This window comes from Pseudodesulfovibrio halophilus DSM 5663, assembly GCF_059568665.1.
Genome location: NZ_JCANTV010000012.1, coordinates 123,055 through 136,354, shown reverse-complemented (window position 1 = coordinate 136,354; position 13,300 = coordinate 123,055). Strand labels below are relative to the sequence as shown.

Below are 13,300 nucleotides of genomic sequence, written 5' to 3'. Positions count from 1 at the left end.
GAAGGGCGAGGGGAGGTTCCCGAAGGCGTCATTCCCCAACTCGATGGATGCGAGCCATTACCATGAAACCGCTTCCATGGCTGTTTCTGTCAATGACGCAGGCTGGTGCAGGTCAGTCGTCCTGTCCTGGCTTCAGTTCAAAGACGAAACCCTGCAATTCCACGGTTGGTTTCCATTTACCGAAGTCTGTGGCCCTTACCCGTCTGGCGACCTCATCCTCGGACATGTCAGGCGTGATCCGCCCCAGCTCGTCGAATTCCTTTCTGCTGAAGGGGCTCCGCGTCCAGCTTTCCTCGGCAGTCGGAAGGTCGTCTCCACGCAGGATGTGGTTGACGACTTCATAGAAGAGGACGAGTTGATAATCATAGGTCCTAGAAAGGAGAGAGGCCACGTTGTCTTCCGGGAATACCGGAAAGCGCCTGACGGCGACAATCGACCCCGTATCCACTCGTGGGGCCATGTGGTGGCAGGTGACGCCGTATTCGCTTGCTTCCTCGTACAGGGCGAAGTTGTTGCAACCGATGCCGGGGTAGTCCGGAGACGCCGGGTGAAAATTGATGGCGGCGACCTTGGCCCTGTTCAGCAGGGCTTCGGGAACGACCCAGCGGGACAGGTAGCTGATGATGTAGTCGCCTTCCCAGGACTCGACATCCTCCGGCAAAGGGTCCCCCCATCCACCGAGGTGGGCCGTGACATCAGAGAGGTTCCGCTGGCAGAACGCCAACGCTTTTTCAACGTGCTCGTCATTCTGTTTTCCGAGGAACAACACGGAACACTCTTTTCTGCTCATGAGGACTCTCCCTTTGTGCTCTTCATGCGAAGAAGCACTCCGTTTCACCACTGCATCCAGTCGGCTTCGATTAGCACGATCGCCGCCCGTCTACCCGTATCGCCAGCGGATTTCATGTACCAAAGGCATTTGTAGCCATATTCGCGAGCAAAGAAAACACGAAAAAAAGCCTTCCGCTTTCGCGAAAGGCTTTGATTTCGTTGGCGTCCCCAAGGGGATTTGAACCCCTGTTATCGGCGTGAAAGGCCGACGTCCTGGACCGGGCTAGACGATGGGGACGTTTTATGGCTGGGCTGCAAGGACTCGAACCTTGATTGACGGAACCAGAATCCGCTGTCCTGCCAATTGAACGACAGCCCAACAACGAAGAGAGGATTTATAGACTCCCTGCCGGGATGTCAACCTCTTTGTTGAATTTTTTTAGACCGCGTTCGCCAGACGACGGGTGCGCTTCTTCAGCTTGTTGATTTTCTTGCGCAGGTAGTCGCGCTTGGCGCGGTCTTCCACTTTGTCCTTCTCGGCGCGCAGATCACGAATCTCGCGCTTGATGGTCAGGATCTGATCCTTGTACGGGGAAACTCCGCCCTCTTCGGTGAAGCCGAAAATCTCGCGGATCGTCGCGATGAGCTCTTCCTTGCTCTTGGAAGATGCGCCCTGAACCATGGGCAGCTTCTTGATGCAGAGTTCGCGAAGCTCTTTCGCGGTCATCTTGTCGAGGGACTTGGTCAGTCCCAGATCCTCAAAGGAAATTTCGATTGCGTCGCTCATGGTGTCCTCCTGCCCTGAAAGCCGGGCTTTATCACTCGTCGTCAAAAATTTTCTGGTAGGCCCGGTAGCACCTTCCGACAGGGCTTTCCGGATCTATCTGGTCATTCAAGGTCCCGAGAACCTTTGGCTTTTTATATCTCAAGGGTTCCTCCCGCCGAGCGGTGGCGGAGGGCTTGCCCAAAGGAACTCTGCCGTTTAACAGCTCGAAGCGTACCTTGTCAAAGATTTCTTCACCAAAATGGCTGTTGATGCGATCCGTAATGATCTGGGAGAAGTATGCTGCCTCGGCCGCAATCATGGGGTCCTCGGCGTAGAGGATGAGCGTCTTGCCGCGGTGGCCGAGAGGACGCACCATGCTCGCGAATTCGCCAAGCATTTCGTCCCACTGCCGCCAGACGCGCACCAGCCTGAGGCTGCCGTCGGAGTCGAGCTCCTTCAGCATTTCGGGCATGGCGTTACGCATGTCGCGCGTTTTACGCTTGCGGTTCTTGAGGTCCTTTCCCCAGTATCCGTACATGATCCTTCCCTGCGGCACGGCCGCGCGCATTACATATAGTATGAGCGGGCGCTTCGCAACAGCGGATCACATGCAGGCCTTGGCCCGGTAGTTGATTACCGTGGTGGGGCAGCTCGGCGAGAGCGCCACCTGCGCCACAGTGGACCCGATGAGCACCTGATGTGACTCCTTGATGGACGAGTGCCGGGCCATGACGATCATGTCGGCCTCCTTCCAGCGCGCCGCCTTGAGAATCTCCGTGTAGGGCACGCCTTCCCACGCAAGAAACTCGTGGTCGACGTGACGGAGCAGCTTGCCATACTTCTGCTCCATCCGTGTCATGATGTCCTGTATGAAGTCTTCCATGTCGCGCTGGTAGAACCTCGGGTTCGGGTAGCTCATGCCGATGTCGAGAACGGAGAACAGGATGATCTTTCCGCCGGTCTCCTGTGCGATGCTGGAGGCGTGGCACACCGCGTTCTCGGAGGGTATCTTCATGTCCGTGGGCACCAGAATGGTCTTGGGCTCGTACTCCAGAATGGAGGCGGGCCGCGTCACGACCATCACCGGCGCCACCACGAGGGATGTCACCCGCTGAACCGTGGAGTCCACATGGCCCCACATGCGGTTGCCGGGGCAGGTTCCCGTGCGACAGTGCGGGCCCATGACGATGAGGTCCGCACCCTCTCGCGTGGCGACGCATGCCAGCTCTTCGGCCGGGTCGCCGCAGACCACGTGCGTGGTGTATTCGATGCCTTCAAGGCGGCCGGAGTAGTTGTCAATGATGTCCTTTCGCGTGGTCTCCACGAGTTCGTCTCTGGAGACCAGCCGGTCCAGCGTGCCCCACCCCTCGCTCGGCAGGCGGCAGGCGTGGAAGATGACAAGCTCGGCTCCGTGCCTGCGGGCAAGGGCGAAGGCCGCCTGTGCGGCATGGTCAGTTTCGCCGCGCGATGTGGCTGCGAGTATGATCTTGCGATACATGGGGGCCCTCCTGGTTGCGGAATATGAATTCTCACTTTCTGTATCCCGAAAAATCCACGCCGTGTCCACCCGGTAAGGCAAATATTATCATGCCTCCCGCTGTGCTTGACCAACGCCAAGGAAACGGCTAAGTACGGAGCATCGTATATCAAGATATATTGATATTTAGGAGTGGTTGTTGAAAATTCTCAAATATTCCAAGGCGCTTGGCGACGAGACGCGAGCCCGCCTCATCAATGTGCTGTTGAAGCACGAGCTCAACGTGGGCGAGGTGGTGCAGGTCATGGAGATGGGACAGTCGCGTATCTCCCGCCATCTGAAGATTCTGGCCGAATCCGGGTTGGTGGAGTGTCGCCGGGACGGCCTGTGGGCCTTCTACCGTGCTGCGCGCGAAGGGGACGGACGCATTTTCCTTGAGGGTGTGGAGCCGCTCTTCGATGACGAGGCGGTTTTCAGCCGCGACATGGCGCGCGCGGATTCCGTGGTCCGAGACCGCACCGTCGAGACCCGCCGCTTCTTCGACGCCATCGCCGGCGACTGGCGCAAGCTGCGAGAGGATGTCCTGGGCGGACTCGATCTGCATGCGGAAATCATTTCGCGTCTGGGTAACTGCGGTATCGTGGCCGATCTCGGTTGCGGTTCCGGGGAGATCCTTTCCGTGCTGGCGAAGGCTACCGACTCGGTCATCGGCGTGGACAACTCACCGAAGATGCTCGAGCTTGCAGCCGAACGCTTCGAGTCCGATCCGAGGGTCAGCCTGCGCATCGGCGAGCTGTCGCACCTGCCGCTTCGCGACGCCGAGGCGGACTGCGCGGTGCTCTCGCTGGTGCTGCACCATCTGGCGAATCCTGCGGAGGCGCTGGGAGAGGCGGCTAGGGTGCTGGGGCGGGGCGGCTCGCTGGTCGTCGCGGAGTTCGACAGCCACGGGAACGAGGTCATGCGCTCCGACTATGGCGACCGCCTTCTCGGCATCGACCGGGAGGAGATGGAACAGATGCTCGCGGACGCGGGGTTCCGTCTGGAGCGGGCCGATGAATTTTCCGTAAACATGGGACTGACGGTCATCCTTTACCGGGCCGTCCGCTAACGGGCCTTTGCCCGCAACCTTGAATTCAAACCTCAAATGGAGGAAATCATGAGCAATGTTCAGCCCGTGGATCCGAAACTGGACCACAAAATCGCCGACATTTCCCTTGCCGACTGGGGCACCAAGGAACTTCAGCTTTCCGAGCGGGAAATGCCCGGCCTGATGCAGCTGCGTGAAAAGTACGGCACCGAGAAGCCGCTCAAGGGACTCAAGATCATGGGGTCCCTGCACATGACCATCCAGACCGCCATGCTCATCGAGACCCTGCACGACCTCGGCGCGGACATCCGCTGGGCGTCCTGCAACATCTTCTCCACGCAGGATCACGCTGCCGCGTGCATCGTCAAGAAGGGCTCCGCCAAGGTCTTTGCCTGGAAGGGCGAGACCCTCGAAGAGTACTGGTGGTGCACCGAGCAGGCCCTGACATGGCCCGACGGCTCCGGCCCGGACCTCATCGTGGACGACGGCGGCGACGCCACCATGATGGTGCATCAGGGCGTGAAGGTGGAGAAAGACCCGTCTCTGGCCGAAAAGAAGTACGACAATCCCGAATTTCAGCTGGTCATGAACCGCCTGAAGGCTTCCTGCGAAGCCAACCCCACCAAGTGGCAGAAGATCGCTGAAAACATTCGCGGCGTTTCCGAGGAGACCACTACCGGCGTGCACCGCCTGTACGAAATGCAGCGCAACGGCGACCTGCTGTTCCCGGCCATCAACGTCAACGACTCCGTGACCAAGTCCAAGTTCGACAACCTCTACGGCTGCCGGGAGTCGCTGGCCGACGGCATCAAGCGCGCCACCGACGTGATGATCGCGGGCAAGGTCGTGGTCATCTGCGGTTACGGCGACGTGGGCAAGGGCTGCGCCCAGTCCATGCGCGGTTTCGGCGCACGCGTACTCGTCACCGAGATCGACCCCATCTGCGCTCTGCAGGCGTCCATGGAGGGCTTCGAAGTCATCCCCATGGAAAAGGCCTGCGAGATCGGCGACATCTTCGTCACCGCCACCGGCAACTTCAAGGTCGTCAGCGGCGCGCACATGGAGCGCATGAAGGACGAGGCCATCGTCTGCAACATCGGCCACTTCGACAATGAAATCGACATGGCCTATCTGGAAAACAACCCCAAGTGCAAGCGCGACGAGGTCAAGCCGCAGGTCGACAAGTGGACCCTCGAGTCCGGCCGTTCCATCATCGTGCTGGCCGAAGGGCGTCTGGTGAACCTCGGCTGCGCCACCGGCCACCCGAGCTTCGTCATGTCCAACTCCTTCACCAACCAGGTGCTGGCACAGCTCGACCTCGCCAAGAACGAGTACGAGCCGCGCGTCATGATCCTGCCCAAGAAGCTGGACGAGGAAGTGGCTCGCCTGCACCTCGAACGCCTCGGCGTGCAGCTGGACAGCCTCTCCAAGGATCAGGCCGACTACCTCGGCGTGCCGCAGGAAGGTCCCTACAAGCCGGATCACTACCGCTACTAGTCCGCTTCTCCTGACGTCCCGACCAAAAATCATGCCCCGCAGGCTCCGGCCTGCGGGGCTTTCGTCTGTCATGCGCATGATTGAGCCGCCGGTAAACCAATCTTTTGTTTGTCACGAAGATTCCGGCTGTGATAGCCCACCCAAAGACGGCGATGCGCCGTCGGTCAAAACGCAAGCAAAAGGCAAGACACATGGGCATTTCAAATAAGGTCGAACGCAAACTCCACCAGCCGATGCAGGTGCGGATACGTCGGCTCATAATCCGCAACTTCATGGTGCTGTTCGGGGCCGCCCTCGCAGCGCTCGGGTTCGTGCTCTTCCAGATCCCGTACAACATCACCGCGGGCGGGGTCAGCGGCTTGGCGATTATCATCAACCACTATACCGGCATGTCCGAAGGTGTGTTGATCTGGCTCTTCAACGTGCCGCTGCTTATCCTCGGATACTTCTTTCTGGGCCGCTGGCGGTTCATCGCATCGTCCATCCTGGCGGTCGTGGCGTTTTCCTCATTCATCGAATTGTTCCTGAACACGCTGCCGCAGGCGCTCTCGCCGTATCCCATAACTCACGACAAGTTTCTCGCCTGCCTCTATGCCGGGGTGCTGTTCGGCCTCGGCAACGGGATCATCTTTCGCTTCGGCTCCACCATCGGCGGTACGTCCATCCCCGCGCGGATCATTCATAACTTTACCGGCTATCCCATGAGTCAGGTCTACCTGTTCACCGACCTCGGCGTCATCTGCCTCGGCGGGCTGACCTTCAGCTGGGAGATGGCCATGCTCGCGCTGTTCACCCTCGTGATGACCGGCATCTTCTCCGACTTCACGCTCGAGGGAGTCAGCCAGCTGCGCACCGCCATCATCATCACCAAAAAGCCGGACCAGATGCGCTACGCGTTGGTGAACGAAATGCGCCGCGGCGTGTCCATGTGGGAAGTCACGGGTGGCTATACACGGGAACCCAGCACCATGCTCTATTGTACGGTCATGCGTTCCAGAGTGAATGATTTGCGATATATGGTCTCGCAGATCGACCCGGACGCGCTGGTCATAATAGGGGTGGTGCAACAGGCGTGGGGCGGCTTCGGCAATCTGAAGCTGAACAAGGACTGACCTGTTCCTGCGTGAAAAGGCGGTCTCCGCGCTTTACATCGCTTCATCCGCCCACGTAAGGTCTGCCGCATGAAAACGCTTCGCCTGCTCTCGCTCGCCGCATGTCTGGCTCTGCTTGTCTCCGTCGCTCATGCCTTCGAGGCGCGCGTGGTGGTCTCGAGCTTCAAGCCCGACGTGCTGGCGACGCATGTTCCCGGCCACCTGATGGACAATGATCCCGCCACTGCATGGGTCTCGCTGGGCGACGGCAGCGGGGAGTCGGTCACCGTGAAGTTTGACCGCCCCGCCCGCGTGGTCCGTCTGGGAATATTCAACGGAAAGCAGGGGACCGGAAAGTTCGGGCTGCGCAATCGCATTGCCCGCGGAAGGGTGGTGTACCCCGACGGCGCAGAGTTCCCCTTCACGCTGGACGACACCGGCGGCGAACAGAGCGTTGCCTGCGACAGCGGTGAACCGGTCGCATCGTTCAGACTGCTGGTGGACGAAGTGACGCCTCGGGGACCGGAAGCCGAGCATCGCGGGGTGGCCGTCTCGGAAATCAAGCTCTACCTGAGCGCCATCCCCAAGACGGAAGCCGACATGAAAGCCGAGCGGCAGGCGCGGCGCGATCAGGAGCTGCTGGATCGCACGGCACCGGTCATCCGCAGCTTTCTGGTGCTCAACACCCGCCTCGACGAGGATGTCCTGCTGCTGTACCCGGAAAGCCTGCGCAGGCAGGAGCGGATGAATCTGTATGTATTTCAGGAGTTCCAGAAACAGTTGGGCACGTTCGAGATGCTGCGCTCGGCAAGCGTGGATGCGACCGAGATGACTTTCGAGGTGGTCAGCAGGACTGACACCACGGCTATCATTCACGCACAAGGCGAAATGGTCGTGGAATCCGGCAACCGAACCGCCTCGGCGCCGGTGGACAGCGACTTTGAGATGCTGTTTGCCGGTGAAGACTGGAAAATCAGCGGCGAGATGCCGCGAGAAACAAGCGATTTGAATCGAAGATTAATAAATTCAGACAATTAAAGTGTCAAAATTTTTATCAACGACTCCTTGTAGAGCCCTTCGGCTTCGGCCGGAATGACGGCCAGCCCCTCCGCCCGAAGCATGGTGCGAAGCAGCCCTGACTTTCCGAGGACGGGGTGCGCCAGCGGCGGCATCCCTTCGCGCTCCTCCAGACGGACCCGCACATAGTCCTCCCGACCCTGCTTGGAGGCCACGTTGCGCGCCAACTCGGCATGGACACACGCCCAGCCGGAGCGGTCGAAGGCGGCGGCGTGTCCTTGCAGGTGTCGCAGGAACGGTTGTACCAGCACCGCCATCACCACTTGCGCCGAGGCCACCTGACCGGGCAGGCCGAGCACGGCGCGATCGCCCACGCGCCCGAGAATGGCCGGTTTGCCGGGGCTGATGGCGACGCCGTGCGCCAGCAGGGTGGATTCGGGCAGGGCCTCGATGGCGCCCACCGTGTAATCGCGAACGCCGATGGAGCTGCCGCCGGAGAGCAGTGTCACATCGTTTTCCGCCACGGAACGTTTCAACGCTTCGGTCAGCGAATCGAGGTCGTCCGGGATGATGCCGTAGCATGTGCAGGTCGCGCCGCAGGTTTCGCTCATGGCTGCCAGCGCGGAGCTGTTCACGTCTCGAACCTGACCGGGCCGGGGGGTGTCGGCAACAGCCACGAGCTCGTCGCCGGTGGATAGGATGCCGACTCGCGGGGGAAGGCCGACGGACACACTCTCGAAACCGAGCGCCGCCGCCATGCCGACTTCCTGCGCGCGAAGCGGAGTCCCGGCCTGAAGCGCGGTCGCTCCGGCCCGGGCGTCCTCACCCCTGCGCATCACGTTCAGTCCCGGCGCGGCGACCTTGTGAATCTCGATAGTGCCGCCTTCCATGCTCAGGGTGTGCTCCACCATGACCACGGCATCGGCTCCGGCGGGCAGACTGCCGCCGGTGGAGATGCGTGCGCATTCGCCGCGCTCAAGCGTGACGGTCGGCTCTTCCTCTACGGAAAGCTCTGCCACGCACTCCAGATAGGCAGGGTTGGATTCTGACGCGCCAAAGGCGTCACGCGCATTGACAGCAAACCCGTCCATGCAGGAGCGGTCGGTCAGCGGCCAGTCATGACTCGCAACAAGCGGTTCGGCCAGAATCCGCCCGGAAGCCCCGTACAGAGAGACGGACTCGGTCCCGAGCTTCGGAAAGGCGAGCAGCAGTCGCTCGAAAGCCTCGCGGCTGATCATATCGAAAAAACCGTGTTTCATGCCGCCGATCCTGCCCTGCGGGGATGGAAATGCAACACAAAGGCTTTTGCCCTTGATGTCGCACCGTTATTGCGTCGGTTCGGTGCCCGGCTGGTATTGCATGTTCTGGCGCACGATATCCGCGAACATGTCCTTGAAGCGATAGACGTCCTTCTTCTGGATGGCCTTGCGGATCTGCGACTCTTCCTTGATCTCGGAAAACTTCACGTGAAGGCTGCATACGAGGAAAACGCCAAGCGGTTTGTCGCCGTGCATGATGGAAGCCAGCACGTTGTACAGGCCGAGCCGTTTTTTGAGCGCCGTGGGCATCTTGGTCTCGTTCAGCGCCTTTTTGGAGTAGAACATATAATAGATTTCGGCGCCGCCGACCCCCATGGGCGAGTGGTCGAAGCCGGCATCGATGTCAGTGCCCTGTTCGCGGGCGGCTTCCAGCGCGTGGAAGATGTCGGATGCGATCGTATCCTCGTAGGAACGGGGATTGGTTTTCTTTTCGGACATGGAATCTCCCTTGTGATTTCGAGGTCACGCCTTCATGCCCTTCCGTTGACGTTCCGTCAAGATTTCGTCGGGTGGCGGCCTGCCGGAGGATTTTTTCTTCGCCCGAGTTGCGGGGGGCGGCCTGTCGGCCGTCCTCCCTCTCTGCTGCGCAGATACAAGAAGACAAAAACTGCGCTTTTGGGCCATCGCTATGCTCGGCGAGTGCCTCTATGCCTCGATCGGCAGTTGCTGCGGTACTTGGTAGACGGGAGAAAGCACTTTGCTGGGAATTCAGGGGGCAGTCGTGCATGGGCTGACGAAACTTCAAGGGGACTGACCATGGCTAAGGGCGTCCGTTAGCCGAGACGCACGGCACCAAAATCCCGTCAGCGGGGCTACAGCATGGATGCGGTGTATGCGGCCGCATGACCCTTGCGCTGCAACCCCGCTGACAACCCGGGGATTGCAAAGGGTCCCGCCCCTTTGCCGGGGTGCAGGGGCGGAGCCCCTGCACCCCGGAGGTGCCCTCGTTTACAAGGCTTCGGAGGCGAGTTTTTCTTGATATTGTCGGTAGTCGTCGATGCTGACGAAATAGTCTGGGTCTTCAAGCACGTTCACGACGCAGATTTTTTCCGCTTTTTTGATGAGTCTGATGCAGTCTTTGCTCAGGTGCCAGAGGTGGATGGATTTTCCGGCTCTGTCGTAGAGGGCTGCCAGTTTGTTGATGGTTTCGATGGCGGACTGATCCATGATTCGGGATTCCTCAAAGTCGATGATGACTTCGTCCGGGTCGTTGGCGACGTCGAACTTGCTGAGGAAGAGTTCCGTGGAGGCGAAGAAGAGCGGCCCGTATATCTGGTAGTGTTTGATGCCGTGTTCATCGATCACCTTGCGGGCGCGGATGCGCAGGGCGTTTTTCCAGGCGAAGATCAGGGCCGAGATGATGACGCCGCAGATGACGGCGATGGCGAGGTCGTACTTGACGGTCAGCGCGGTTACCAGCGCGATCACCAGTACGTCCCATTTGGGAATCTTGTTCATTATTTTGAACGTGCTCCAGGCAAATGTCTTGATGACAACGATGAACATCACGCCGACGAGGGCGGCGATGGGGACCTGTTCTATGTATTGTGATGCGAAGAGGATGAAAACCAGCAGGGCGCAGCCCGCGACGATGCCGGAGAGGCGGCCGCGACCGCCGGAGGTGATGTTGATGATGCTCTGTCCGATCATGGCGCACCCGCCCATGCCGCCGAACAGGCCGTTGACGAAGTTGGCGATTCCCTGTGCCAGACATTCCCGGTTTCCGGAACCTCGGGTTTCCGTCAATTCATCGATAAGCGACAGCGTCATCAACGACTCGATGAGTCCGATGGCCGAGAGGATGAGCGCGTACGGGGTTATGAATACGAAGGTTTCCCATGTGAAGGGAACGACAGGGAGGGCGAAGGTCGGGAGTCCTGCCTCGATGCCGGTGCCGCCGTTGGACTGGATGTAGGAAAGGACGGTCTGGGTGTCGATTTCAGTGAAGATGACGAGCAGGGAGACAGAGAGGATGGCAATGAGGGCGCTGGGGGCTTTGCTGTAGATTCTGGGCACGGCGTACATGAGCACCATGGTCAGGGCTACGAGAGCGGCCATGGTCCACAGGGGCTGCCCCTGCATCCACTCGCCGCCGGACTTGAACATCTCCAGCTGGGACAGAAAGATCACGATGGCCAAGCCGTTGACGAAGCCCATCATGACGGAACGGGGCACCATGCGTATGAATTTTCCGAGCCGGAAAATGCCTGCGAGCATCTGGAAAACACCGACCAGCAGCAGCGTGAAGAACAGGTACTGCAATCCGGCATGGGAGCCGGCTCCGCCAAGCGCGTTGCCTTCCTGAACGAGGCCGACCATGACAATCGCCATGGCGCCCGTGGCGCCGGAGATCATGCCCGGACGTCCGCCCAGCACGGCGGTGATCAGACACATCATGAACGTGCCGTACAGGCCGACCATGGGGGAGACGCCGGCGACGAAGGAAAAGGCGACGGCTTCGGGAATAAGGGCGAGAGCGACTGCGGATCCGGAGAAGATATCGGTCAGGGCGCTGCCTTCGGACTTGGCAACAAAAGAGGGGCTCGCTTCCATGAAAATCCTTTGAGAAACAGTAAAGAGGTCGCGATGTCGGCAACTTCCGACACCAGGAAAGGCACCGGGAATAACCCGGTGCGAATGCATAAGGGGGAGCCGTGAGGGCTCTCGGCTGAAACGGGGACGTATATTATGGGGAGTCGGACGAAGGGCTGAAAGCAGGAACCTCGAACTGGGCCATAAAATATGACGAAATCTCAGGCGGCGACTCTAATGACCGATATATTGGACGGCGTCAACACATAACTCGGCTGGAGGATGGCCGAGGCCGGGCGGTGGTCTTGGCGACATTTCGGCGCAGGAGGGCTGCCGGGCGCAATTTGATTCGTTTTCTGGTTGTGAGAACCCAAAAAAGGCGACATCTCGAGAGATGACGCCTTTTTGGTGAGCTGTGCCTTGGTGGATCAGACGTCGGTAAATTTCTTTTCCAGCATGATGTTGAGGATGGTCCGGTCTGTGGCGATCATGCCTTCGGTGGAGAGCGTGCCGACGTTCCGCATGGTGTCTTCGGGCGACTGGCCGATGATGCCGTCGGTGAAGTGGACGTTGACGCCCTGCAGGGAGAAGAGTGCGGCCTGCACGGCGGTTCCGGCAGCCGTGGCGAGCTTCAGGGAGCAGCCTGCCTTGGCCCCGTCGCAGATGATGCCTGCGAGGTCTTCCATGAGGTTCTTGATGGCTCCGGCGATATGGCGCACGTCACCGCCGAGGAGATGGGTCACGCCCGCAGTGGCTCCGGCGCCTGCCGCCACCGAACATCCGCAGACGGCGGAGAGCCTGCCGGTGTGCGCTTTGACGTAGGCGGTGATGACGTGGGAGAGGGCCACGGCTTCCAGTACCTGCCGCGGGGTCACGTCGAGGTAGTCCTTGACGGCCCAGATGGTCAGGATGGCGGTGAGACCGTGGTTGCCCGAGCCGCCGGAACTCATGGCCGGCAGGGGCGCTCCGGCCATGCGTGCGTCGGAAGCCGAAGATGTCAGCATCCTCGCGGCGAGGATCATGTCCTTCTTGATGAGCTGCTGGCGTACAAGACGCTCCAGTGTCTTGCCGACGCCGAGCCCCATGCCGAACTTGAGGCCCTGTTCGGCAAGGGCGAGGTTCATGTCCACGCCCTCTTGCAGGAAGTCGAAGTCTTCGTCGTCGAGCTGGTCCAGCAGGGCCACGAGTTCGCGCAGTGACAGCGTCTTCAGCCAGCTCTCGAGTTCGTCGATGCGCGACGAGCCGCCGGGGGTGCAGCCGGGGACAATGAGCGGGCTTTCCACTTCCTTTCCGTCAAGGGAGAGGGCGACGATGTTGTCGTGCAGGCCCTCGATGAAGGCCTCGGCCTCGTGGTTGGCCGAGATGGCTTTTGCGCGCACATGGAGGCCCCGGACGTCCGGCATGAGGGTGACGTCCACTCGGCCGTCGGCAGCGGCCTCGCGGGCTGCGGCGACGCAGTCCTCATCAACTTCGGCAAGGACCTCCAGCCTGCGCTCGGGGAGGCCGCAGGAGGCCCCCAGCGCCGCGGCCAGATCGAGGCCCGAAAGGCCGTCCGTACCGGGAATGGAGACAGCGAGGCCGTTCTTGTACACGTTGGGGTCCAGCCAGAGTTCGAGCCGCCGCCACGGTTCGGGCAGCAGGGACGACGCGGCGGACGCGGCCAGCGCGATGGCGACCGGCTCGGTACAGCCGAGGGCGGGCACCACTTCAAGGCGCAGGAGGTCCTTGACGGTGTAGCCCATG

Annotated in this window: 12 protein-coding genes and 2 tRNA genes; 4 read left to right on the top strand and 10 right to left on the bottom strand. The window is 60.5% G+C overall.

The window, feature by feature from the left end:
- Positions 1-112 precede the first annotated feature (112 nt).
- The 6 genes from BR24_RS11380 to BR24_RS11355 form a co-directional block, all read right to left on the bottom strand.
- On the bottom strand, positions 113-790 hold the full coding sequence (locus tag BR24_RS11380) for a formyltransferase family protein (protein ID WP_496541600.1): 678 nt from the start codon (positions 788-790) through the stop codon (positions 113-115).
- A 201-nt stretch (positions 791-991) separates the two neighbouring features.
- Positions 992-1,069: transfer RNA gene (locus BR24_RS11375), tRNA-Glu, on the bottom strand.
- 6 nt (positions 1,070-1,075) lie between these two features.
- Positions 1,076-1,150: transfer RNA gene (locus BR24_RS11370), tRNA-Gln, on the bottom strand.
- A gap of 60 nt (positions 1,151-1,210) precedes the next feature.
- Complete coding sequence (locus BR24_RS11365) at positions 1,211-1,558, bottom strand: hypothetical protein (RefSeq protein WP_018123755.1); 348 nt, start codon at positions 1,556-1,558, stop codon at positions 1,211-1,213.
- 31 nt (positions 1,559-1,589) lie between these two features.
- Complete coding sequence (locus BR24_RS11360) at positions 1,590-2,075, bottom strand: DciA family protein (RefSeq protein ID WP_496541599.1); 486 nt, start codon at positions 2,073-2,075, stop codon at positions 1,590-1,592.
- Positions 2,076-2,141: 66 nt separating this feature from the next.
- A complete protein-coding gene (locus BR24_RS11355) occupies positions 2,142-3,035 on the bottom strand; it encodes a universal stress protein (RefSeq protein WP_496541598.1) in 894 nt (297 codons plus the stop codon).
- 178 nt (positions 3,036-3,213) lie between these two features.
- Between BR24_RS11355 and BR24_RS11350 the strand changes: the two genes are divergently transcribed.
- The 4 genes from BR24_RS11350 to BR24_RS11335 all read left to right on the top strand — a co-directional run bounded on the left by BR24_RS11350 (position 3,214) and on the right by BR24_RS11335 (position 7,727).
- The gene (locus BR24_RS11350; RefSeq protein ID WP_496541597.1) at positions 3,214-4,122 is read left to right on the top strand and encodes an ArsR/SmtB family transcription factor; all 909 of its coding nucleotides are present in this window, start codon (positions 3,214-3,216) and stop codon (positions 4,120-4,122) included.
- 48 nt (positions 4,123-4,170) lie between these two features.
- Positions 4,171-5,598: an adenosylhomocysteinase gene (gene ahcY, locus BR24_RS11345; protein ID WP_496541596.1), complete on the top strand. Its 1,428-nt coding sequence runs from the start codon at positions 4,171-4,173 to the stop codon at positions 5,596-5,598.
- 191 nt (positions 5,599-5,789) lie between these two features.
- Positions 5,790-6,710, top strand: a complete 921-nt coding sequence (locus tag BR24_RS11340) for a YitT family protein (protein ID WP_496541595.1) — start codon at positions 5,790-5,792, stop codon at positions 6,708-6,710.
- A gap of 69 nt (positions 6,711-6,779) precedes the next feature.
- On the top strand, positions 6,780-7,727 hold the full coding sequence (locus BR24_RS11335) for an NADase-type glycan-binding domain-containing protein (protein ID WP_496541594.1): 948 nt from the start codon (positions 6,780-6,782) through the stop codon (positions 7,725-7,727).
- Here the strand turns inward: BR24_RS11335 and BR24_RS11330 are convergent.
- The 4 genes from BR24_RS11330 to BR24_RS11315 all read right to left on the bottom strand — a co-directional run bounded on the left by BR24_RS11330 (position 7,724) and on the right by BR24_RS11315 (position 13,299).
- Complete coding sequence (locus BR24_RS11330) at positions 7,724-8,965, bottom strand: molybdopterin molybdotransferase MoeA (protein ID WP_496541593.1); 1,242 nt, start codon at positions 8,963-8,965, stop codon at positions 7,724-7,726. The genes BR24_RS11335 and BR24_RS11330 overlap by 4 nt on opposite strands.
- 66 nt (positions 8,966-9,031) lie before the next feature.
- The gene (locus tag BR24_RS11325; protein ID WP_496541592.1) at positions 9,032-9,463 is read right to left on the bottom strand and encodes a hypothetical protein; all 432 of its coding nucleotides are present in this window, start codon (positions 9,461-9,463) and stop codon (positions 9,032-9,034) included.
- A 510-nt stretch (positions 9,464-9,973) separates the two neighbouring features.
- Entirely contained in the window at positions 9,974-11,578 is a 1,605-nt protein-coding gene (locus BR24_RS11320; RefSeq protein WP_496541591.1) for a SulP family inorganic anion transporter, read from the bottom strand.
- Between the two features lie 407 nt (positions 11,579-11,985).
- Positions 11,986-13,299: an L-cysteine desulfidase family protein gene (locus tag BR24_RS11315; protein WP_496541590.1), complete on the bottom strand. Its 1,314-nt coding sequence runs from the start codon at positions 13,297-13,299 to the stop codon at positions 11,986-11,988.
- Position 13,300: the final 1 nt, after the last annotated feature.

Bases quoted from the DNA above. Each gene is read 5' to 3' on its own strand.
- BR24_RS11360 (WP_496541599.1), bottom strand. From the start codon at position 2,075: ATGTACGGATACTGGGGAAAGGACCTCAAGAACCGCAAGCGTAAAACG.
- BR24_RS11315 (WP_496541590.1), bottom strand. From the start codon at position 13,299: ATGGGCTACACCGTCAAGGACCTCCTGCGCCTTGAAGTGGTGCCCGCC.
- BR24_RS11330 (WP_496541593.1), bottom strand. From the start codon at position 8,965: ATGAAACACGGTTTTTTCGATATGATCAGCCGCGAGGCTTTCGAGCGA.
- BR24_RS11340 (WP_496541595.1), top strand. From the start codon at position 5,790: ATGGGCATTTCAAATAAGGTCGAACGCAAACTCCACCAGCCGATGCAG.
- BR24_RS11355 (WP_496541598.1), bottom strand. From the start codon at position 3,035: ATGTATCGCAAGATCATACTCGCAGCCACATCGCGCGGCGAAACTGAC.
- BR24_RS11325 (WP_496541592.1), bottom strand. From the start codon at position 9,463: ATGTCCGAAAAGAAAACCAATCCCCGTTCCTACGAGGATACGATCGCA.
- BR24_RS11335 (WP_496541594.1), top strand. From the start codon at position 6,780: ATGAAAACGCTTCGCCTGCTCTCGCTCGCCGCATGTCTGGCTCTGCTT.
- ahcY (WP_496541596.1), top strand. From the start codon at position 4,171: ATGAGCAATGTTCAGCCCGTGGATCCGAAACTGGACCACAAAATCGCC.
- BR24_RS11320 (WP_496541591.1), bottom strand. From the start codon at position 11,578: ATGGAAGCGAGCCCCTCTTTTGTTGCCAAGTCCGAAGGCAGCGCCCTG.
- BR24_RS11365 (WP_018123755.1), bottom strand. From the start codon at position 1,558: ATGAGCGACGCAATCGAAATTTCCTTTGAGGATCTGGGACTGACCAAG.
- BR24_RS11380 (WP_496541600.1), bottom strand. From the start codon at position 790: ATGAGCAGAAAAGAGTGTTCCGTGTTGTTCCTCGGAAAACAGAATGAC.